This is a genomic window from Enterobacter cloacae subsp. cloacae ATCC 13047 (assembly GCF_000025565.1).
Taxonomy (GTDB): Bacteria; Pseudomonadota; Gammaproteobacteria; order Enterobacterales; family Enterobacteriaceae; genus Enterobacter; species Enterobacter cloacae.
The window spans coordinates 2,533,220-2,553,443 of record NC_014121.1 but is presented as its reverse complement, the minus strand read 5'-3'; the positions used below and the strand labels follow the sequence as shown (position 1 = coordinate 2,553,443).

The following is a 20,224-nucleotide window of genomic DNA, read 5'->3' as shown; positions in this document are numbered from 1 at the left end:
CTAACTATCGTTCGATGTGGGCTGCTGACGGCCAAAAATCACTTCCATTCTGGCACCGCCAAGTAAACTTTCACCGGTTTCGATTTTGCCGTCGTACTGGTCGACAATCTCGCGTGCGACGGACAACCCCACCCCCTGGCCGGGACGCAATGTATCCGCACGCTGACCGCGATCAAATACCACGTCACGTTTGTTTCGCGGGATCCCCGGGCCATCGTCCTCAACAATGATGTGCAGCTCGTTGTCCGTCTGACGGGCGGAAACCTCCACGAACTCCAGACAATATTTACAGGCGTTATCGAGCAGGTTACCCATCACCTCCATGAAATCATTCTTTTCGCCGACGAAACTGATTTCAGGAGAGATATCGAGACTGATGTTCACCCCTTTACGCTGATACACCTTATTCAGCGCAGAGGTCAGGTTATCCAGCAGTGGTGCCACGGGGTGCAGCTCCCGGCTCAGCAGGGCGCTGCCGGAACGCATGCTGGCGCGATGAAGATAGTAGCCAATTTGCTGCGAAATACGGCTGATCTGCTCCAGCATCACCGGCTCGGCATCATCGACGCTCATTCTGGAGCTGCGCATGGATCGCAGGGTGCTTTGCATGACGGCCAGCGGGGTCTTCAGGCTGTGAGTGAGGTCAGTCAACGTGGTGCGGTATTTATCGTAGCGCTCGCGTTCACTTTTCAGCAGGCGGTTAAGGTTACGCACCAGACTTGTTAGCTCACGCGATGTCTCAGGATTAAGCTTCTCGCGATGATGCTCCTCCAGCTCGCGAACCTCTTTCGCCAGCGATTCAATCGGGCGCAAACTCCACCAGGCAGCAATCCACAGCAGCGGTATGACCAGCAGCAGATTGGCAGCCAGCACGTAGACGAACCAGCCCCAGACCCGATAAGAGCGTTTAAGCTCGACGGGGATGGTATCCACCACTACGATAGTCAGCTGCGGCATGTCAGGCGTGGCGGGATAGAGGTTGATGGCGACGGAGTGGGTCATTTCTGTTTCGGCGTCATCGGCGCGGATCTCATTCAGCTTTTTTTGCAGAGAGCGATCTTCGCGCAGCAGGCTGCTGGTGGTATTCAGATCGGCTTCAATTTCATGAAATCCGTTGGTTTTCAGCCATTCCGGGCGGATGCTTTTCACCAGCCAGGGAACATCACGCTGTGCCCACAGCAGTTTCCCTTTTTCATTGTAAATCAGCGCCAGCGTGGGACTCTGCTGGTTAAGATTCTCCGGCATCTCGACGCTGATCTGGTTGTTTTCCCACTTTGCGAGGGTATAAAACAGGTTGCTCTCACCGCGCAGCAGACGAAAGGTCGTTTTATCAAAACTGACGCTGTAACCAACCAGCGCCACCATGCCGTAAGAAAGCGACAGCACCAGCACAACGGCGGCTGTGGCCAGCAAAAAGCGAACCCGCAGTGAAAGGGGCATAATGTGCCGCATTAGCCGTTTCATTTAGCGTAATTCGAACAGGTAGCCCTGACCGCGCACGGTTGTGATCACATCATGCGGATACTGCGCCTGAATCTTCTTACGCAAACGGCCCATCAGCACATCAATGGTGTGACTCTCACGCAGTTCGGCATCCGGGTAAAGCTGGAGCATTAAGGAGTCTTTGCTCACCACTTTACCGTTGTTACGGATTAGCGTTTCCATGATGGTGTATTCGAAGGCCGTCAGTTTGATGACTTCATTGTTGATTGAGAATTCCCGACGGGAGAGATCCACTTGGAAAGGTGGAAGGGAAATCACCTGGGAGGCGAGCCCGCTGTTGCGGCGTAACAGGGCCTGCATGCGTGCCGCCACTTCTTCAATATGAAACGGTTTGGTGACGTAATCATCGGCACCGGCACTGAGCACTTCCACTTTGTCCTGCCAGCCTTCACGCGCGGTCAGCACCAGGACAGGAAGGGAGACATCGTGGCTGCGCCAGCGGCGAATCAATGACAGTCCGTCTTCGTCAGGTAACCCGAGATCAACGATGGCGATATCCGGCAGGTGTTCATTGAGATAATAATCGGCTTCTTTTGCATCTTCCGCATCATCCACCTGATGTCCCATCTCCTGAAGCTGAACCTTCAGGTGATGACGTAGCAATGCGTTATCCTCAACAACCAGTACGCGCATCATCTTTCTCCCAGAATTAATAGTATGAATAGTTTAACGCTGATTATGTTGTTGTGGGGATAAACATTGAGTAAACCGGGGAAAAAGCCGCCCCCTTTTCGGGCGAAAAGGGGCGGGGGAGATTACTTCAGCTCGTCGACCATGGTGATGGCGCGGCCAATGTAATTCGCTGGTGTCATCTCTTTCAGGCGGTTTTTTCCGCTTCCGGCAAGGCGAGGCTATCGATAAACTGTTTCATACCTTCCGCATCGACACGTTTACCACGGGTCAGCTCTTTCAGTTTTTCATACGGTTTTTCGATGCCGTAACGACGCATTACGGTCTGGATCGGTTCGGCCAGCACTTCCCAGTTGTGGTCCAGCTCGTCCAGCAGACGATCGCGGTTCACTTCCAGCTTGCTCACCCCTTTCAGGGTGGACTGATAGGCGATCAGCGCATAGCCAATCCCCACGCCCAGGTTACGCAGCACGGTGGAGTCGGTCAGGTCGCGCTGCCAGCGGGAAACCGGCAGTTTGCTCGCCATATGCTGCAACACGGCGTTGGCCAGACCCAGGTTGCCTTCGGAGTTTTCGAAGTCAATCGGGTTCACTTTGTGCGGCATGGTTGAAGAGCCGATTTCACCGGCGATGGTCTTCTGCTTGAAGTGGTTCAGCGCGATATAACCCCACACGTCGCGGTCGAAGTCGATCAGAATGGTGTTGAAGCGGGCGATACAGTCGAACAGCTCGGCGATATAGTCGTGCGGCTCAATCTGAGTGGTGTACGGGTTCCACTGAATTCCCAGGGAGGTCACGAACTCTTCACTGAACTGATGCCAGTCCACTTCCGGGTAAGCGGCGATATGGGCGTTGTAGTTACCTACCGCACCATTGATTTTACCGAGGATCTCAACCTGTTCCAGTTGACGATACTGACGCTCCATACGGTATGCCACGTTAGCCATCTCTTTACCCATCGTGGATGGCGTAGCGGGCTGACCATGGGTACGGGAGAGCAGGGGAATGTCGCGGTATTCCACAGACAACGCTTTCACCGCGTCAATGATTTTACGCCAGTAAGGCAGAACCACCTCTTTGCGCGCGGTAGAGAGCATCAATGCGTGAGACAGGTTATTGATGTCTTCAGAAGTACAGGCGAAGTGAATGAATTCAGACACCGCGTGCAGCGCCGGAACGCTTGCCACTTTCTCTTTCAGGAAGTACTCAACCGCTTTTACGTCGTGGTTGGTGGTACGTTCAATGGTCTTGATGCGAGCAGCATCTTCTTCATTGAAGTCAGCAACGATTTTATCAAGGTAATCGTTTGCCTGGGCGTCAAAAGCAGGAACTTCCTTGATTGCTGCCTGGGCGGCCAGCTTTTGCAGCCAGCGTACTTCAACCTGAACACGGAACTTCAGCAGGCCATATTCGCTGAAGATCCCGCGCAGCGCGCTGACTTTATCGCCGTAGCGTCCATCGACAGGGGATACGGCGGTCAGTGAGGATAATTCCATAATTCGCAACTCCGGGAGGTTAACAATGAGCAAGAATTTGTTTTGCCTGAGTCGTCAGGCGATTACGAGAAAACATTAACTGCAGGCGGCCACCGCCAACCTGATGCCACAGCACGGCGGCACGGATACCGGCCAGCAGCGAGGCGCGTACTTTTGCCTGAACCTGCGGGCTTTGCAGCACGGCAGGTGAACCGGTGACCTGGATACGCGGGCCCAGCGGACTGATGACATCAACATAAATACCGGCCATGGCGCTCAACAGCGTTTCAGACTGCAGATCAAAATGGTCGAGCTGACGCTGCAAGCCGGCAATGCGGTCACCCAGCGTATTCAGCGCGCCTTTCGCTGCGCTGAGTTTACGTTCCAGCACCATCAGGCTTAACGTATAACGGGTAAGCTCTGCGTTTAATCCCTGACGGCTGCTGGCATTAAGCACGCCAAGCAAGGTTTCAAGACCGAGACGAAGATTGGTTTCGCTGCCACCGAAGACACCCAGGGTTGAACCGGGGTTGAGATCGATAACGCTGTTGAGCGAAACGTGCAGCGCGTCGGCGTCACAATGACCCTGATGCGCCAGCTGTTGCACCAGACGGGCTGACTGGCAAATTCCTGCCAGTGCCAGGGTGATGTCATAATAGTTCTTCGCCACACGTTCTCCTTTATGTGTGCTATCGGGTTAAACGGCCGGCAGCGGCAGGCGCTGTTCTATGATCCCACCACCCAGGCAGATATCACCGCTGTAGAAGACGGCGGACTGGCCCGGCGTGACGGCTGCAACTGGCTCGTCAAAACGCACGTCAATGCGATCGTCATCCAGCGCGGTAATGGTGCAAGGGATATCCGTCTGACGATAGCGTGTTTTTACCGTGCAGCGCAGGGTACCTTTGAGCGGTTCACGGTCGACCCAGTGCAACTGCTGTGCGATCAGGCCAACGGACATCAGACGCGGATGGTCGTGCCCCTGAGCGACGATCAGAATATTGTTTTCGACATCTTTGTCGACCACGTACCACGGATCTTCGCTACCGTCTTTGGTACCGCCGATACCCAGGCCTTTACGCTGGCCGAGGGTGTGGTACATCAGCCCCTGATGCTGGCCAATTTCGTCACCATCGACGGTGACAATTTTGCCCGGCTGCGCAGGCAGGTAGCGACCAAGGAAATCGCGGAATTTGCGCTCGCCAATAAAGCAGATACCGGTGGAGTCTTTTTTCTTCGCGGTGATCAGATCCAGCTCTTCAGCGATTTTACGGACTTCTGGCTTTTCCAGCTCGCCAACCGGGAACAGGCTTTGTGCAATCTGTTCATGGCTTAACGTATAAAGGAAATAGCTCTGATCTTTATTACCGTCCAGACCGCGCAGCAGCTGGCTTTTGCCGTTCACATCGGCGCGACGCACGTAGTGACCGGTCGCAATATAGTCTGCGCCCAGATCTTCCGCCGCGAATTCGAGGAAGGCTTTAAATTTAATCTCTTTGTTGCACAGAATATCCGGGTTTGGGGTACGGCCCGCTTTGTACTCTTCCAGGAAAAGCTCAAACACGTTATCCCAGTATTCTGCGGCAAAGTTAACGGTGTGCAGTTCAATGCCGAGCTTGTCGCACACGGCCTGCGCATCGGCGAGATCCGCAGCGGCAGTGCAATATTCCTCGCCATCATCTTCCTCCCAGTTCTTCATGAACAGGCCCTCCACCTTATAGCCCTGTTGTTGCAACAGGTAGGCGGAAACGGAGGAATCGACACCGCCGGACATGCCGACGATCACTTTTTTCTGGCTGTTATCTGACATGGAATACTCACGACATTGAACTTCAAGGCGGCGTATTCTATCACGCCCCCCCACCATTGACACCCTCTGTAAACGGCCAGTTAAATTCTCCGATGACCTCCAGCGGCAAGCGTGCGCCTGACTGCCAGCAGCGAATGCTTTCGGCAACCAGCGGCGAGCGCAGGTTTGGCGCGTTCAGGATCTCATCGGCGGTGACCCACAGGCAGCGATCGATATCGTCGTCGTGCGGCTCAGTGGCGCACGTTTCGCTAAGCTCGACGGCAAATAAAAAACGCAGGAAGGGCGTTTTATCAGGCGCAATCCACTGATGCATACGAATGAAGTGCTGAGGATCCGCGTGGATGCCCGTCTCTTCCCAGAGTTCACGTTTTGCGGCCTGTAATAAGGTTTCATTGGCTTCCAGATGCCCGGCTGGCTGATTCCACAGCGCTTTGCCGTTAATGCTCTCTTCTACAACCAGGAATTTACCCTGCGCGTGAACCACACAGGCGACCGTGACATGAGGTTTAAACATATTGACTCCTTAAGGGGCAACGTCCCGCCATTCACCGTTAGCCAGGGAATCCAGGGTGTAACTGCCCATGGCATAGCGAATCAGGCGCAGGGTAGGGAAGCCCACGTGGGCGGTCATGCGCCGAACCTGACGGTTACGGCCTTCAAAAAGGGTGATTTTGAGCCAGCTGGTGGGAATAGATTTGCGCTCGCGAATGGGCGGGTTGCGCGGCCACAGCCACTCCGGTTCATTCACACGTTCAATACCTGCGGGCAGGGTGGGGCCATCGTTTAACGTCACGCCGTTACGGAGTGCCGCGAGCGCCTCTTCATCCGGCTCACCCTCCACCTGCACAAAGTAAATTTTGCCGGTGCGTTTTCCGGGCTGCGTGAGTTTTGCCTGTAGGGCTCCGTCGTTGGTTAAGACCAGCAGACCTTCGCTATCGCGGTCCAGACGACCCGCGGCATAGACGCCCTGAACAGGAATATAATCCTTTAACGTGCTGCGCCCGGCTTCGTCGGTAAACTGCGGCAACACATCGTAGGGTTTATTGAACAAAATAACCCGCTTTGGCTGGCTTTCTTGCGGTCTTCTGGCGGCTTGTCGTGAGCTGAATCGCTCAACCCGGTGTTTTGTAAAAGAAGTTTTCTTCATGGTATTTTCAGGCGTTATCAATTGCCGCATTATAGCCTAATAACGAAGACCTTTCATGGCGCAGGACAATCAGGTACTATCGAAGGGCTCATTACAATTTATTAACATAAGATCAGTAACAACCAGAAGCGCTCGAAGGAGAGGTTAATGGAAAGCAAAGTAGTTGTTCCGGCGGAAGGTAAAAAGATCACCCTGCAAAACGGCAAGATTAACGTTCCTCACAATCCGATCATTCCATTCATCGAAGGTGATGGTATCGGTGTAGACGTTACCCCGGCAATGCTGAAAGTGGTTGATGCCGCTGTTGAGAAAGCCTACAAAGGCGAGCGTAAAATTTCCTGGATGGAAATTTACACCGGTGAAAAATCTACTCAAGTTTATGGCCAGGACGTTTGGCTGCCAGCAGAAACGCTGGACCTGATCCGCGACTACCGCGTTGCTATCAAAGGCCCACTGACGACGCCAGTTGGTGGCGGTATCCGTTCCCTGAACGTGGCACTGCGTCAGGAGCTGGACCTGTACGTGTGTCTGCGTCCGGTTCGTTACTATCAGGGCACCCCAAGCCCGGTTAAGCACCCTGAGCTGACCGATATGGTTATCTTCCGCGAAAACTCAGAAGACATCTACGCGGGTATCGAATGGAAAGCTGACTCTGCTGACGCAGAAAAAGTGATTAAATTCCTGCGCGAAGAGATGGGCGTGAAGAAAATTCGCTTCCCTGAGCATTGCGGTATCGGCATCAAGCCGTGCTCCGAAGAAGGGACCAAACGTCTGGTGCGCGCAGCAATTGAATACGCGATCACCAACGACCGTGACTCTGTGACCCTGGTTCACAAAGGCAACATCATGAAGTTCACCGAAGGCGCGTTCAAAGACTGGGGTTACCAGTTGGCGCAAGAAGAGTTCGGCGGTGAGCTGATCGACGGCGGCCCATGGCAGAAGATCAAGAACCCGAACACCGGGAAAGAGATCATCATTAAAGATGTTATCGCCGATGCGTTCCTGCAGCAGATCCTGCTGCGTCCAGCGGAATACGACGTGATCGCCTGTATGAACCTGAACGGTGACTACATCTCCGATGCCCTGGCTGCACAGGTTGGCGGTATCGGTATCGCCCCAGGCGCGAACATCGGTGACGAATGCGCCCTGTTCGAAGCAACCCACGGTACTGCACCAAAATACGCAGGCCAGGACAAAGTGAACCCAGGCTCTATCATCCTGTCCGCAGAGATGATGCTGCGTCATATGGAATGGTTCGAAGCCGCAGACCTGATCGTCAAAGGTATGGAAGGCGCGATTAACGCGAAAACCGTAACCTATGACTTCGAACGTCTGATGGAAGGCGCTAAGCTGCTGAAATGTTCAGAGTTTGGTGACGCGATTATCGCGAATATGTAATCCAGATTCTGGGTTAAACAAGAACGGGAGCTTGATGGCTCCCGTTTTTATTTTGTGTGAAACCGGTATCACGACTACCACGGAAATTTCATAAAAAAATTCATACTCAGAACATTCCCGGGAAATAAGCGAAAGCGAGACTATAGCTTCTGACAGAAATGGCTCTGTGAGCGCATCAACGTTATTCGCTCTCGAAAGCGAACGGTGTGGAAATGTTATCCGGCATGACGTTAGCAGTCATAAATACTTTGGGAATGGACGCAACTGTTCGTATTATGTCCCTGAAAGATTTAATCAGGAGAAATTGATATGGAAGAGGTTATTTATGTTATCGATGATGATGATGCATATCGGTCGTTTGTTGTTCAGTTCTTAACAGCCGCGGGCTATCAGACGTTTGACTTCAGTAATGCCGAAGAATTTTTATCCTCTCCCATCGTTGATCATCCTTCATGCTTAATCCTTGAATTAAACCTTCCGCGTATGAATGGCTTTGACGTGATGGATGCACTCAAAGCGCGTGGATGCGCTATACCGGTACTCATTCTGACGAAGAGCGGCTCCATCCCTGCCTGCGTTCGGGCAATGAAAGCAGGCGCCCGGGATTTTTTGACCAAACCGGTCGAACCTGAACAACTTTTGCGCGTGGTGAATGAGGTATTGATCGACGCGACAAACCATTTTCTGGAACAGCAACGGTTATTTGAACTGTGCAAAAATTACCAGGCGTTGACGCGACGTGAGAAACAGATTTTTGAGCTGGCAATTAATGGCTTGCAAAATAAACAAATCGCATCGGAACTGGGCATAACAGAAATTACGGTGAAGGTACATCGACGCAGGGTGATGGATAAAATGCAGGTTCGTACGTTAGCGGATCTGGTGCATGCTGCCGGCACGTTGCAAATCGGTAAATCGCGATGTCCACCCCGCAGGCTTTATTGATAACGCGGCGATCGTCACCGGACAGTTTATATCACCCTGACATTCATTCAGATTATTGTCCCCCTGGGGTGTTGAATTTTGCTACTCTATGAGAGGTAACGCCTCTCAACCGGGGCGGTCTACGATAATGGAATGAATTGATTATGAGTGAAAATGATACTATCCCAAAGAAGTCTACAAGCCAGATTAACAAAGCGGTATTCTTCACATCTGCTTTGTTAATTTTCCTTCTTGTCGCCTTTGCCGCAGTATTCCCGGATCTGGCCGACAAAAAATTCAAACTCCTGCAGCAACAGATATTCACCAATGCCAGCTGGTTCTACATTCTTGCTGTCGCCCTGATTTTACTGAGTGTTACTTTCCTCGGTCTTTCGCGTTACGGTGATATCAAACTGGGGCCGGATCATGCCCAGCCTGATTTCAGCTACCATTCCTGGTTTGCGATGCTGTTTTCGGCAGGGATGGGGATCGGCCTGATGTTCTTTGGCGTTGCCGAACCGGTAATGCATTACCTTTCGCCACCCGTCGGCACCCCTGAAACCGTAGCCGCAGCGAAAGAAACCATGCGCCTGACGTTCTTCCACTGGGGACTGCATGCATGGGCCATCTATGCCATTGTGGCGCTGATTCTGGCATTCTTCAGCTACCGTCACGGTTTGCCTTTAACGCTGCGTTCCGCACTCTATCCCATCATAGGCGATCGCATCTACGGTCCTGTCGGCCATGCAGTCGATATTTTTGCGGTGATAGGGACGGTCTTTGGCGTTGCCACATCGCTGGGTTACGGTGTTTTGCAGGTTAATGCCGGTCTGAACCATCTTTTTGGGGTGCCCATCAATGAAACGGTGCAGGTCATTCTGATTGTGGTCATCACGGGGTTAGCGACGATTTCAGTGGTGTCCGGTCTGGACAAGGGAATACGTATCCTCTCTGAACTCAATCTGGGTCTGGCTGTTTTACTTCTGGCGCTTGTGCTGTGTCTTGGACCAACCGTACTTTTACTGAAATCTTTTGTCGAAAATACCGGCGGTTATCTTTCGGAATTAGTGAGTAAAACCTTTAACCTTTACGCCTACGAACCGAAATCAAGCAACTGGCTTGGTGGCTGGACGCTGTTGTACTGGGGATGGTGGCTTTCCTGGTCGCCGTTTGTCGGTATGTTCATCGCGCGCGTATCCCGTGGCAGGACAATTCGTGAGTTTGTTACGGGCGTGCTGTTTGTTCCCGCAGGTTTTACCCTCATGTGGATGACGGTGTTTGGTAACAGCGCCATTTATCTCATCATGAATCAGGGAGCAACAGACCTGGCAAATACCGTCCAGCAGGATGTCGCGTTGGCCCTGTTTAATTTCCTTGAACATTTCCCGTTTTCCTCAGTGTTGTCATTTATTGCAATGGCGATGGTCATTGTCTTCTTTGTCACCTCGGCTGACTCCGGGGCGATGGTTGTTGATACGCTGGCATCGGGTGGCGTCGCTAACACGCCTGTATGGCAGCGAATTTTCTGGGCCTCGCTCATGGGGATTGTGGCCATTGCACTGCTGATTGCGGGTGGGCTAAGCGCGCTGCAAACCGTGACAATAGCGAGCGCATTACCATTCTCCGTGATCTTATTGATCTCAATATACGGACTGTTAAAAGCCCTGCGTCGGGATTTGACCAAACGTGAAAGTCTGAGCATGGCGACGATTGCGCCGACTGCCGCACGTAACCCTATTCCGTGGCAGAGAAGGTTGCGCAATATTGCCTATCTGCCGAAACGTTCTCTGGTGAAACGGTTTATGGACGACGTCATCCAGCCTGCCATGACGTTGGTTCAGGAAGAACTGAACAAGCAGGGGACGTTGAGTCATATCAATGATGCGGCTGATGATCGTCTCCGGCTTGAAGTTGATTTAGGCAATGAGCTGAACTTTATTTATGAAGTGAGGCTACGTGGCTATAATTCGCCAACTTTTGCTCTTGCCGCTATGGATAATGACGAGCAACAGGCAGAGCAACACCGCTATTATCGCGCTGAAGTGTATCTGAAAGAGGGCGGTCAGAACTATGATGTGATGGGCTGGAATCAGGAACAGCTTATCAATGACATACTGGACCAGTACGAAAAACATCTGCACTTCCTGCATCTGGTTCGTTAATACCAAAATGCCGTCCGATGGGACGGCATTTATTTTGCCACTGACTGTGTGAGACAGCCTCATGTTAGCCACTGTACTTATCATTATTGTTGCGTTAATCCATCTCTATATTCTGGTGCTGGAGATGTTCCTGTGGAACACTAAAACCGGGCACAAGGCTTTCAATCTCACGCCCGATTTTGCGCGTGACACCCGCGTACTGGCTGCGAATCAGGGGCTGTATAACGGTTTTCTGGCGGCGGGTCTGCTCTGGGGACTCTGGCTCGGAGAGCGCGGTGTCCCTGTGACCGTCTTTTTCCTGAGCTGCGTGCTACTTGCCGGAATTTTTGGCGCAGCGACTGCCAGCCGAAAAATCCTCTATGTTCAGGCTATGCCGGCTCTCGCTGCCTTACTTGCGCTGCTTATCTAATACTTTGGTCAACGTAATGCGTCCGCTATACTCGGTGCATCACCCGCTAAATGACAGACGAGAGACTGTTTATGAACAACGATATTCCGCTTAAATATTATGACATCGTCGACGAGTATTCGACGGAAACCGCTGAGCCAGTCAGTGAGTCAGAGCATGACGCGCTGGCGTACTATTTCCAGCTGCTGCTGACGCGGTTAACGAACAACGAGGAAATCAGCGAGGAAGCCCAGCAGGAAATGGCCAGTGAGGCGGGGATCCGCACGGTACGCATCGATGATATTGCGAATTTCCTTAATCAGTGGGGGAACGAGTAGCCCGCAAGGGCATTCTCATCGTAAGTTTCTTCGCCAGTTCACTGCGTGTCAGTGATTTTGAAAAGTACCACCCCTGGATCAGAGCGTCAGGATACCTGTCCGCAATAAAACGATACTGGGTTTCACTTTCCACCCCTTCGAAAACGAGCGTTTTGTTGAGCCTGGCAAGCGCATCGCAAAAAATAGCAAAAATATTCTGCTTATAATGTTCATTGATACCGTCCACCAGCGACTTATCGATTTTGATTTCGTCATATTCCAGCAGAGAGAGTCGGTCCAGATTTGAGTTTTTCACACCGAAATCGTCTATCGATATTCTCACCCCAAGTTTTTTCAGCTCCAGACAAAACCCTTCCAGAATATCTGCACTGGATACCGCTTTTTCTGAAAGTTCCACTTTTATCAAAGACAGGGGGATGTGATTAAATGCACATTCACGACGTAACGTCTGGATAAACTGTCCATCTTCAATCTCTGTTCGCCCAACGTTCAGCGAAATCATCAGCTGATGTTTAATGGCAAGCGGTGCGATCTCAGACAGCGATTTTTCAATAATATTAATATAATACTGTCGGTACAGCCCAATTTTCTTAATTAAAGGAATAAACAGTTCCGGAGAAACATCGGTGCGATGATAATCGCGCCATCTCGACAGCACTTCTATACCGACAATGCTTTTATCCTGGATACGTATAATCGGCTGGTAGTTAACGCTGATAGAATTGTTTTTTACCGCCTTAACCAGCGTTCGCTCCAGTGAGAAGCGATCTTCGTAAATGCGCATGAAAAACAACGAGATTGCGGTCCAGATAAAACACAGAATAGTCGTCAGAAGAATAAACACCACAACGGGGAGCGAAGCCAGGCCCGCGTCGTAATGCTTCACCGTAACGCATATGTCCCATCGCGTGCTGCACTGCGTCAGGATCAGGGTAAAAAGCGCTGAATCTGGCCAGTGGTGTTTTATGACATCTGGCTTAACCGAGAAAAATGTTCGGTCGAAATCTTTCGTCGTGGTACTCAGCGCATAGTTTGCCGTAACCGGCGTGAATTTATCGTAGGCATAACGCGAGGTGAAAATAATCACATTATTATAGATTGCCGCGTTGCCAGTGAAAAAATCTTTTCTCGAAAACTGCGCTAACAGAAAGCCTCTTGGTGTTTTATGGAGTTCTGTCGGTAGAGGGACTGGAGTGGCGAGCTTATCCCAAAAGGCAGTACAGACGACTTGCCCATTTTCAACAAAACCGATATCGGAAAAATAGGGGCTGTCGAGTTTTAGCTTTCTGTAGCGATCAAGGCTGGTTTGATTGCAGCCTCGGGTTGTTACCTCTTTAAGGGCCAGCGCGATGCTTTCGGATAATCCTTCGGAATAGTGCAAAAGCGTCTGGGCGATCTCACGCTGTTTATCCTTCTGCTGGCTGATGATAACCGCATTCACCGCATACAGAGACAGAATGACCAGAATCGTTGATACGATAGCAACGGCAATGATTTTTTTCATTTTCCGGTTATCCTGTCAGCTCCCTGATGGGGTGAATCTTAACACAGCCGGGGCAGGGTACAAGCCTGGTACTCACGGGAGAGAGCGGCAGGCGCCAGGGGATCTCCGTAATAACCCTGACGCAAATTTTAGTGAAGCAAAATAATAACCGCTTCTTATTTTGCGCTTAAGTGCAATTTATTTTCCTCTTATCCTGACCTTTGTTACAGTGACACGAGTTGTCAGCCAGGGATGTCAGGCGTGATAAGGTGGAAAAGCTCGTGCATGTGAAAAATACTTTTTACACAACAACCATTACTGTCATCATTGTCTCGTTGATCATCTCGTTGTCGCTTGCGGTCCAAATTACCACGTCCAGACAGCAGTCAATTCAGCAAATTAATACCGGCGTTGCTAACCTGAGCCATACCCTGGATGTTTATACTGAGGGGATCATGCGTCAAAGCGAAATGCTGATCACCACCATTTCAGACATGATCGACATTTATGGTATGACCCCGGAACAGGCGACCAATATTCAGCGGATAATAGAAAATCAGGATAATCTTCTTAGCCAGATTAACAATGTGGTTATTTACGATGTCAATGGTGACATCTTTACGGCATTGTACGGACGTTTTTCCGGGCCGCGAAAAGGGGCTGATAGATCGTTTTTTATCTATCACAAGGAAAATAAAAGTCAGCAGATTTTTATTGGCCAGCCGGTCGTGAGCAGAACGAACGGGAAATGGGTGATTACGATCAGTCGACGGCTTGAAACGCAGACCGGAGACTTTAACGGCGTTGTCGTGGTGACGCTTGGAATCGAAAATTTTCTGGCACTCTACGGGCAGATTAATATTGGCCATGCTGGAGTCATTGGCCTCACGACACAATCCGGCGTGTTGCTGGTTCGCTATCCGTTTAAAAATAACTACATTGGCGCGATTGTTTCAGACTCACCCCTGTTCAGAGAATACCTGAAGGTACAAAATTCAGGGATTGCCAGCTCGGTTTCGCGGTTTGATAAAGTCGAACGCATTTTCGCTTTTGAGAAAAACAAACGTTACGGATTGGTCACCACCGTTGCAGTGAGTAAAGAAGAAGCACTTGCAGCCTGGCGTAAGCAGGCCATTCAGCTCGCCGTACTCATTCTTATTTTTACCGTGGCGCTTATCGTCGCGTCTTATTTTCTCTATTCGGATCTGTCCAGAAAAACCAGAGATAACAAAGAGCTCAAGATAATAGCCTCTGAAGATGCGCTGACGGGGCTTTTCAACCGCCGCACGTTTGATGAAAAAATTCTGTCTGAAATCGCCGCGTGTGCGGATAACGACACGCCAATTTCTATCCTCATTGTCGATGTCGATTATTTCAAAAAATACAATGATAACTACGGTCACCCAGAAGGAGACCGATGCCTTACCCTACTGGGGAATAGCCTCAGAGAGAGCCTTACCCGCAACAACCAGCTTGTGGCACGTTATGGCGGCGAAGAGTTTGCGCTGATCCTGCCAGACGCCGATATTCAGGAAGCCATCCGCCTGGCCCAGACGATCATCCGCAATGTATTTTCACTGCATATTGAGCATGCCTTTAGCCCCTTTGGACGGGTAACGGTCAGCGTCGGGGTGTCAACCGCACGTGCCGTTGACATTGCAGGCAGCCAGCAGAACATTATTATTGCGGCTGACCAGGCGCTCTATCAGGCAAAACGCGCAGGACGCAACCGCTATGCCTTTATCGCCGTGTAAGCGGGTAAAAAAAATGCCCACTAAAGCGTGGGCAAAAATACTGGAAGCAATGTGAGCAATGTCGTACTAAATACCTGAGTGTTTAACTCAACTATTCAGTGTTGAGAAAGATAATCTTTCTCATCTTAAGTTGCAACCCCACATTTCGTGTGGTGCGGTTTTGGATACTAAATGCGCACTCTCTCGCTGTGATACTAATCACAAATTTCCTTTCCCGGATCCTGTGCTATCCTTTTTGTGTCGTTGATTTAATGACAAAAACCATACAGAGAGGAAAGTTATGGGAATTTTATCCTGGATTATCTTTGGGCTTATTGCGGGTATTCTGGCGAAGTGGATCATGCCGGGCAAAGATGGCGGTGGATTTATCGTTACCGTGATACTGGGTATTGTCGGCGCGGTCGTCGGCGGCTGGATCAGTACGCTGTTCGGGTTTGGCAAAGTTGACGGTTTCAACTTCGGCAGTTTTGCTGTCGCCGTGATCGGCGCGCTGGTTGTTCTGTTTATCTACAGAAAAATCAAAAGCTAAGTTTGATAAGCGTTAAAAAAGGCTGCCAGATGGCGGCCTTTTTACGTTGCGGTGTTACCACCAGCCAAATTGCGTGCCAGCAACGGCGACGATGGCGACGAGCAGCATAATGAGGGTGGTTTTTCTCATTTATGCTCCCGGAGCCGCGTAACCACCGACAAAAAACCATGCTAAAAAAACCACCGCCGTTATAAAAATAACGACCGGGAAGAGGATCCCTATTCTCATGCCATCACCTGTTTTGGTTTTCAGAATGCCGTAGAGTGTACGGGGTTAATCCAAAACGTGAAAGCGCGTTTTGCCTTTACCCTTTTTATCCTGATACATCGCAACATCCGCGACGCGTAATGCGCTGTCCGGATCCATCCCGGCAGGATCAACTTCGACAACTCCCAGGCTTGCACCCGGGTACACAATACTCACACTGCCCAACCCGTATTGGCCGGCAATGCGGTCGCGAAGCCGTGCCCTGAGCTGGTTAATCTGACCCTCATCAGCCTGATTTTCCGCTTTACTCAGGCAGGCTACCAGGAACTCATCGCCCCCCAGGCGGCCGATAATCTCGTCTTCGGTCTTTTCATCTAACAGACGTTTGCCGACTTCAATGAGGAATTGATCGCCTGCTTCATGCCCGTACTGGTCGTTAATCCGTTTAAAATCATCCAGATCGATAAAAGCGATAATTACGTTGCGTTTAAGGTGGCGGCCTAAAGAAAACAGGGTGTTGAGATCTTCAAAGATGGCGCGGCGGTTGGGTAAACCGGTGAGAACGTCGGTAAAGGAATAGGCGATGAGCGCTGCATTCGCTTCTCGAAGTTGAGAAAGCAACGACTCTTTCTGAATATACTGGGCAATCAGCCCGGCAAAGAGTTTCAGCACGTGTTCGCCGCGTTCACTGAGCAGCTTCTTTTCCGTGCTGGTCGCACAGAGTGTGCCGTACAGGGAACCATCCGCCAGGTGAACCGGCACGCTCATGTACGTGGTAATACCGAGCGCTTTCGCGGCATCGCAATCCGCCCAGCGTTCAGGAACCTCGTTACTGAAAATGGTGTCACTGTCCAGAGCGCGTTTGCACAATGTATCGCCCCAGGGCACGCTTAGTCCCTCCGGGATCTGCATCTGCTTACTGTTTCGGGCATACAAAATATGCTGAAGACGGGCATTGATATCGACCTTCGTCAGGTAGGTCGACTCCATTTCGGTCACAAGTTCCAGCATCTCCAGCAACTGGCGAACGAGACTTTCAAGGGATTGTTCCGTGGTGAGCGTTTCTGACACTCGGGCCAGGATGATATCTGACATGACGTAGGTTGACTCCCATGCACAAGACGTCTGCATCTGCATGTTATGCTGAAAATTTCGACTTCAGCCATAGTAAAACATGAATGGTGAGAATTTTATATATCCACCAGAAGCAGGCAGGGGAGAAAAAGGCCCCGTTGTTGAGACCGGGGCAAAGACATCTTGATTACGGAATGATGTTCTCTGGTCATAAGGAGAACACGCCTCACTATAGTGTTGAAAAGTGCAGTTAAAATGGAGAAATGATGGAGAAAGCGACGGCGACCCGTTACCCTTATCTTCTGATGATGTAAAAAGGATCAACACGATGAGATTTCTGCTTTTGGCTCTCGCGCTACCCCTGGCGGCCTGTACCACAAAAACGTCTCCACCTGTTGCCCCACCGCCGCCGCATAGGGTGGGGATGGCTAACCCTGCCTCTGTCTATTGTCTGGAAAAAGGGGGAGAGCAGATCCCAATCCAGAGCCCGCAGGGCGTGCGTACGGAGTGTAAATTGCCCGGTGGCGAAGTGATCGACGAATGGGAGCTCTACCGCCGCGATCATCCGCAACCCGCCAGGTGACAGCAGGACAAAGATTGCGATACACTTCTCTTTAGGATTATTCTTAGCCAGTTTCTGGCCACCGTTATCGTGAGAGAAGTATGTTTCAGCTTAAACCGGGCAGCATGGCGTTGATCATTGGTGCCCGCACGGCCTCAGGCCGTCGCAATGTGGGTAAATCCGTTGAGTTGTTTGGCCTTTGCCAGCCCGGCCAGCGCTTCGTTAACCCGGTCAATGGCGTGATGACGCAGCTGCCTGCCACAGCGGATCGCGCGCTCTGGCTGGTGACGGGCGATGTCTACGCCTTTGATAATCAGCACGGTTTTGCGTTTGTGCGCGCCGAACATCTGCTGCCGCTCACGCCGGATGAGGCACCGCAAACCTTCGATGCGCTGACGGCCAGTTAATCACAAATGGCGCAGCCAGTCGGCTAAGACTATTGCGTGATTCTGTTCGGTATTTTTCGCGGCGTAGAGAAGGGTTAAGGTTTGCTGTCTGGCGAGGGTTGCAAGACGCAATCCTTCGTCTTTATGCTGCGCCAGCTCTTCCCGATACGCCTGGCTGAAGGCAGCGAAATCAATGGTTTCACTGTGAAAGGCCTTACGTAACCCGTCAGAAGGCGTAAGCGCTTTGCACCATTCATCATGCACAAGGTCTGCTTTTTTCACCCCTCGCGGCCACAGTCTGTCCACCAGCACCCGATAACCATCCTCCGGGGCTGCCTGTTCATAGACGCGCTTGCACTGAATCATCATTTCCCCCTCCCAATTTAAGGTATTGTGATTATTGCAGAAGATCGGTAGTCTGAGGTTCCTTATGTTATCTGATAATACTCTGGCATAAGGAACCTTTCATGGAACACCTCCCGGTTAAAACGACGCTGCGCATTGCGCTGGTTGGCGATTACAATCCCGATGTGATTGCGCACCAGGCGATCCCGCTGGCCATAGATGATGCTGCTGCAGTACTGGATCTCACCGCTGATTACGACTGGCTTGCGACGACGGAGCTGACCAGCCCTGAAGATCTGGTGGGTTACGATGCCATCTGGCTGGTTCCTGCAAGCCCCTACAAAAATACCGAAGCCGCCTTTATCGCTGCACGCTACGCGCGCGAAAACAGCATTCCGTTTCTCGGCACCTGCGGCGGTTTTCAGCATGCATTGATTGAGTATGCGCGTAATGTGCTCGGCTGGAGCGATGCGGCGCACGCCGAAACGGACACCGAAGGCTCAATGGTGATTGCGCCGCTGACCTGCTCGCTGGTGGAAAAAACCGATGCGATTGAACTGCGTAACAACACGCTTATTGCGAAAGCCTACGGCAAGCCGGAAATTGAAGAGGGATATCACTGCAACTACGGCGTATCGCCGGAACTTGCGCAGGAACTGGAGAGCGGTGATATGCGCGTGACGGGCTGGGACGAGCAGGGGGAAATCCGTGCCGCAGAGCTGGTTACCCATCCGTTCTTCGTGATTACCTTATTCCAGCACGAGCGCGCTGCGCTGGCGGGGCGTCCGGTGGTGTTGGTACAGGCGATGCTGCGTGCGGCAAGGGGATAAATAACAGGCAGACCGTCAGGTCTGCCACTGTTTTTAGCGTGGCGTGATCTCCCGGTCTCGCCCGGCAAGCATGCCGCAGATGGCCATCACCACCGAGGCCAGCGCGCAGGCCAGAAGGGGGATCTGCCAGTCACCGGCGGTATCGTGAATTTTTCCCATCAGCGGAGGCCCGCAGGCGGCCAGCAGATAACCAATCGACTGCGCCATACCGGACAGTGCCGCCGCCTGATGAGCAGAGCTGGCGCGCAGGCCGATGAACGTCAGACCGAGGATCATCGTTGCTCCGGTGCCAAAGCCAAACACCAGCGTCCACACGACCGCCAAATCCGGTGCAAACCAGAAACCGGCCGCACTCACTGCGCACATCAGGGCTACGGCACCGGCGATCCCGCGTTGATCGTTCAGGCGATGCAGGATCAGCGGCACGGCAAGGCCCGGAATGGCCGTGGCCAGCTGTAAGAGCCCGTGCATGGAGCCTGCCTGCGCTTCGCTGTAGCCGTGGCTGAGTAATATCGCGGGCAACCAGCCGATGATGACGTAGTAAATCAGCGAGTTAATGCCGAGAAAGAGCGTCACCTGCCAGGCGAGGGCAGAACGCCATATGGCGCGGTTGTGCAGCGCCCCTGCACCGGTCACCGTAGCGACCTGCTTCTGGCGCCACTGCGGCAGCCAGAGCAGCAGCGCCAGCAGGGGAAAGATCATAAGCATCAGCAGCGCGCCATGCCAGCCTGCGGCCCCCTGAGCGAGAGGAACAATCAGCGCCGAACCGAGCGCCGCCGAAACGCCCATCGTCAGGGAATAGGCCCCGGTAAGGCGGGCAACCTGGCCGGGAAAGTCGCGTTTGATTAAGCCCGGTAACAGCACATTCCCGAGCGCGATCCCGCAACCTATCACCGCCGTGCCGGTAAACAGCAGGGCCGCGGAGGGCAGAGAGCGCACGGCAATCCCGGCGCAGATCAGCAGCAGGGCGAGGAACAGGCTGCGCTCCATGCCGATACGCCGTGCTACGCCCGCGGCAAGCGGCGAGACAAGGGCAAACGCTAATAGTGGCAGGGTGGTTAGCAGGCCGGTTTGCGCGGTGGTTAATCCATATTCAAGGCGAATGGTATCGAGCAGCGGCGCTGCGCCAGTAAAGGTGACGCGAAGCGTCGTGGCAATCATCAGAATGCCGGCGATCAGCAGCGCGCCTTTGCGAGTAGCAGTAGTCATTGTTTTCTCATACGTTCAGGCGAGCGCACACAATACCGATTTTCGCCGTGGTTGAAATCAGGCTAAAATGA

Annotated in this window: 22 protein-coding genes and 1 pseudogene; 10 read left to right on the top strand and 13 right to left on the bottom strand. The window is 52.0% G+C overall.

Annotated features, from left to right (window positions below):
* From phoQ to rluE, 7 genes and pseudogenes are all read right to left on the bottom strand, one after another.
* On the bottom strand, positions 1–1,464 hold the full coding sequence (gene phoQ, locus ECL_RS12290; RefSeq protein WP_044158673.1) for a two-component system sensor histidine kinase PhoQ: 1,464 nt from the start codon (positions 1,462–1,464) through the stop codon (positions 1–3).
* A complete protein-coding gene (phoP, locus tag ECL_RS12285) occupies positions 1,465–2,136 on the bottom strand; it encodes a two-component system response regulator PhoP (RefSeq protein WP_013097083.1) in 672 nt (223 codons plus the stop codon).
* A gap of 122 nt (positions 2,137–2,258) precedes the next feature.
* Positions 2,259–3,628, bottom strand: a pseudogene (gene purB / locus ECL_RS12280) (adenylosuccinate lyase).
* Between the two features lie 19 nt (positions 3,629–3,647).
* Positions 3,648–4,277 (bottom strand): high frequency lysogenization protein HflD, encoded by a 630-nt coding sequence (gene hflD, locus ECL_RS12275; RefSeq protein WP_013097081.1) that lies wholly within the window; start codon positions 4,275–4,277, stop codon positions 3,648–3,650.
* A gap of 27 nt (positions 4,278–4,304) precedes the next feature.
* On the bottom strand, positions 4,305–5,417 hold the full coding sequence (gene mnmA, locus ECL_RS12270; protein WP_013097080.1) for a tRNA 2-thiouridine(34) synthase MnmA: 1,113 nt from the start codon (positions 5,415–5,417) through the stop codon (positions 4,305–4,307).
* A gap of 40 nt (positions 5,418–5,457) precedes the next feature.
* On the bottom strand, positions 5,458–5,931 hold the full coding sequence (locus tag ECL_RS12265) for an NUDIX hydrolase (protein WP_013097079.1): 474 nt from the start codon (positions 5,929–5,931) through the stop codon (positions 5,458–5,460).
* A 9-nt stretch (positions 5,932–5,940) separates the two neighbouring features.
* A complete protein-coding gene (gene rluE, locus ECL_RS12260; RefSeq protein WP_013097078.1) occupies positions 5,941–6,594 on the bottom strand; it encodes a 23S rRNA pseudouridine(2457) synthase RluE in 654 nt (217 codons plus the stop codon).
* Between the two features lie 117 nt (positions 6,595–6,711).
* On the opposite strand from rluE, the gene icd reads away from it, so the two are divergent.
* The 5 genes from icd to ECL_RS12235 all read left to right on the top strand — a co-directional run bounded on the left by icd (position 6,712) and on the right by ECL_RS12235 (position 11,774).
* Entirely contained in the window at positions 6,712–7,962 is a 1,251-nt protein-coding gene (gene icd, locus ECL_RS12255; protein ID WP_013097077.1) for an NADP-dependent isocitrate dehydrogenase, read from the top strand.
* Between the two features lie 309 nt (positions 7,963–8,271).
* The gene (locus ECL_RS12250) at positions 8,272–8,907 is read left to right on the top strand and encodes a response regulator transcription factor (protein WP_013097076.1); all 636 of its coding nucleotides are present in this window, start codon (positions 8,272–8,274) and stop codon (positions 8,905–8,907) included.
* A 143-nt stretch (positions 8,908–9,050) separates the two neighbouring features.
* Positions 9,051–11,048, top strand: coding sequence for a BCCT family transporter (locus ECL_RS12245; RefSeq protein WP_013097075.1), 1,998 nt, complete (start codon positions 9,051–9,053; stop codon positions 11,046–11,048).
* 61 nt (positions 11,049–11,109) lie between these two features.
* A complete protein-coding gene (locus ECL_RS12240; RefSeq protein ID WP_013097074.1) occupies positions 11,110–11,457 on the top strand; it encodes a DUF1304 domain-containing protein in 348 nt (115 codons plus the stop codon).
* A 71-nt stretch (positions 11,458–11,528) separates the two neighbouring features.
* The gene (locus tag ECL_RS12235) at positions 11,529–11,774 is read left to right on the top strand and encodes a YmjA family protein (RefSeq protein ID WP_013097073.1); all 246 of its coding nucleotides are present in this window, start codon (positions 11,529–11,531) and stop codon (positions 11,772–11,774) included.
* Here the strand turns inward: ECL_RS12235 and ECL_RS12230 are convergent.
* A complete protein-coding gene (locus ECL_RS12230; protein ID WP_013097072.1) occupies positions 11,752–13,278 on the bottom strand; it encodes an EAL domain-containing protein in 1,527 nt (508 codons plus the stop codon). The two genes, ECL_RS12235 and ECL_RS12230, sit on opposite strands and share 23 nt — an antisense overlap.
* 248 nt (positions 13,279–13,526) lie before the next feature.
* Here ECL_RS12230 and ECL_RS12225 point away from each other — a divergent pair, with 248 nt between their 5' ends.
* Both ECL_RS12225 and ECL_RS12220 read left to right on the top strand, forming a co-directional pair.
* Complete coding sequence (locus ECL_RS12225) at positions 13,527–15,011, top strand: sensor domain-containing diguanylate cyclase (RefSeq protein WP_044158677.1); 1,485 nt, start codon at positions 13,527–13,529, stop codon at positions 15,009–15,011.
* A 280-nt stretch (positions 15,012–15,291) separates the two neighbouring features.
* Positions 15,292–15,540 (top strand): GlsB/YeaQ/YmgE family stress response membrane protein, encoded by a 249-nt coding sequence (locus tag ECL_RS12220; protein WP_008500746.1) that lies wholly within the window; start codon positions 15,292–15,294, stop codon positions 15,538–15,540.
* Positions 15,541–15,594: 54 nt separating this feature from the next.
* Here ECL_RS12220 and yoaJ read toward each other — a convergent pair whose 3' ends face one another.
* From yoaJ to ECL_RS12205, 3 genes are read right to left on the bottom strand one after another with little or no spacing between them, the layout of a single operon-like run.
* Positions 15,595–15,669: a protein YoaJ gene (gene yoaJ / locus ECL_RS28000; protein ID WP_071830143.1), complete on the bottom strand. Its 75-nt coding sequence runs from the start codon at positions 15,667–15,669 to the stop codon at positions 15,595–15,597.
* Positions 15,670–15,768 carry a YoaK family small membrane protein gene (locus ECL_RS12210; protein WP_014883431.1) on the bottom strand — a complete coding sequence of 33 codons (99 nt, stop codon included), beginning with the start codon at positions 15,766–15,768 and terminating at the stop codon, positions 15,670–15,672.
* A gap of 45 nt (positions 15,769–15,813) precedes the next feature.
* Positions 15,814–16,842, bottom strand: coding sequence for a sensor domain-containing diguanylate cyclase (locus ECL_RS12205; protein ID WP_013097070.1), 1,029 nt, complete (start codon positions 16,840–16,842; stop codon positions 15,814–15,816).
* A gap of 307 nt (positions 16,843–17,149) precedes the next feature.
* On the opposite strand from ECL_RS12205, the gene ECL_RS12200 reads away from it, so the two are divergent.
* Together ECL_RS12200 and ECL_RS12195 are read left to right on the top strand one after the other, a co-directional pair.
* A complete protein-coding gene (locus tag ECL_RS12200) occupies positions 17,150–17,404 on the top strand; it encodes a putative hemolysin (RefSeq protein WP_038979863.1) in 255 nt (84 codons plus the stop codon).
* An 80-nt stretch (positions 17,405–17,484) separates the two neighbouring features.
* The gene (locus ECL_RS12195; protein WP_013097068.1) at positions 17,485–17,790 is read left to right on the top strand and encodes a hypothetical protein; all 306 of its coding nucleotides are present in this window, start codon (positions 17,485–17,487) and stop codon (positions 17,788–17,790) included.
* On the opposite strand, the gene ECL_RS12190 is transcribed toward ECL_RS12195, so the two are convergent.
* A complete protein-coding gene (locus ECL_RS12190; protein ID WP_013097067.1) occupies positions 17,791–18,135 on the bottom strand; it encodes a DUF488 domain-containing protein in 345 nt (114 codons plus the stop codon).
* A 101-nt stretch (positions 18,136–18,236) separates the two neighbouring features.
* Here ECL_RS12190 and ECL_RS12185 point away from each other — a divergent pair, with 101 nt between their 5' ends.
* Positions 18,237–18,944: a CTP synthase C-terminal region-related (seleno)protein gene (locus ECL_RS12185; protein WP_013097066.1), complete on the top strand. Its 708-nt coding sequence runs from the start codon at positions 18,237–18,239 to the stop codon at positions 18,942–18,944.
* Between the two features lie 33 nt (positions 18,945–18,977).
* Here ECL_RS12185 and ECL_RS12180 read toward each other — a convergent pair whose 3' ends face one another.
* Complete coding sequence (locus ECL_RS12180) at positions 18,978–20,153, bottom strand: CynX/NimT family MFS transporter (protein ID WP_013097065.1); 1,176 nt, start codon at positions 20,151–20,153, stop codon at positions 18,978–18,980.
* Positions 20,154–20,224 lie beyond the last annotated feature (71 nt).

What these genes read in the sequence shown, in the direction of transcription:
- phoQ (WP_044158673.1), bottom strand. Translation starts at nt 1,464, where the DNA reads ATGAAACGGCTAATGCGGCACATTATGCCCCTTTCACTGCGGGTTCGC.
- phoP (WP_013097083.1), bottom strand. Translation starts at nt 2,136, where the DNA reads ATGCGCGTACTGGTTGTTGAGGATAACGCATTGCTACGTCATCACCTG.
- mnmA (WP_013097080.1), bottom strand. Translation starts at nt 5,417, where the DNA reads ATGTCAGATAACAGCCAGAAAAAAGTGATCGTCGGCATGTCCGGCGGT.
- ECL_RS12265 (WP_013097079.1), bottom strand. Translation starts at nt 5,931, where the DNA reads ATGTTTAAACCTCATGTCACGGTCGCCTGTGTGGTTCACGCGCAGGGT.
- rluE (WP_013097078.1), bottom strand. Translation starts at nt 6,594, where the DNA reads ATGCGGCAATTGATAACGCCTGAAAATACCATGAAGAAAACTTCTTTT.
- icd (WP_013097077.1), top strand. Translation starts at nt 6,712, where the DNA reads ATGGAAAGCAAAGTAGTTGTTCCGGCGGAAGGTAAAAAGATCACCCTG.
- ECL_RS12250 (WP_013097076.1), top strand. Translation starts at nt 8,272, where the DNA reads ATGGAAGAGGTTATTTATGTTATCGATGATGATGATGCATATCGGTCG.
- ECL_RS12245 (WP_013097075.1), top strand. Translation starts at nt 9,051, where the DNA reads ATGAGTGAAAATGATACTATCCCAAAGAAGTCTACAAGCCAGATTAAC.
- ECL_RS12240 (WP_013097074.1), top strand. Translation starts at nt 11,110, where the DNA reads ATGTTAGCCACTGTACTTATCATTATTGTTGCGTTAATCCATCTCTAT.
- ECL_RS12235 (WP_013097073.1), top strand. Translation starts at nt 11,529, where the DNA reads ATGAACAACGATATTCCGCTTAAATATTATGACATCGTCGACGAGTAT.
- ECL_RS12230 (WP_013097072.1), bottom strand. Translation starts at nt 13,278, where the DNA reads ATGAAAAAAATCATTGCCGTTGCTATCGTATCAACGATTCTGGTCATT.
- ECL_RS12220 (WP_008500746.1), top strand. Translation starts at nt 15,292, where the DNA reads ATGGGAATTTTATCCTGGATTATCTTTGGGCTTATTGCGGGTATTCTG.
- ECL_RS12210 (WP_014883431.1), bottom strand. Translation starts at nt 15,768, where the DNA reads ATGAGAATAGGGATCCTCTTCCCGGTCGTTATTTTTATAACGGCGGTG.
- ECL_RS12205 (WP_013097070.1), bottom strand. Translation starts at nt 16,842, where the DNA reads ATGTCAGATATCATCCTGGCCCGAGTGTCAGAAACGCTCACCACGGAA.
- ECL_RS12200 (WP_038979863.1), top strand. Translation starts at nt 17,150, where the DNA reads ATGAGATTTCTGCTTTTGGCTCTCGCGCTACCCCTGGCGGCCTGTACC.
- ECL_RS12195 (WP_013097068.1), top strand. Translation starts at nt 17,485, where the DNA reads ATGTTTCAGCTTAAACCGGGCAGCATGGCGTTGATCATTGGTGCCCGC.
- ECL_RS12190 (WP_013097067.1), bottom strand. Translation starts at nt 18,135, where the DNA reads ATGATTCAGTGCAAGCGCGTCTATGAACAGGCAGCCCCGGAGGATGGT.
- ECL_RS12185 (WP_013097066.1), top strand. Translation starts at nt 18,237, where the DNA reads ATGGAACACCTCCCGGTTAAAACGACGCTGCGCATTGCGCTGGTTGGC.
- ECL_RS12180 (WP_013097065.1), bottom strand. Translation starts at nt 20,153, where the DNA reads ATGACTACTGCTACTCGCAAAGGCGCGCTGCTGATCGCCGGCATTCTG.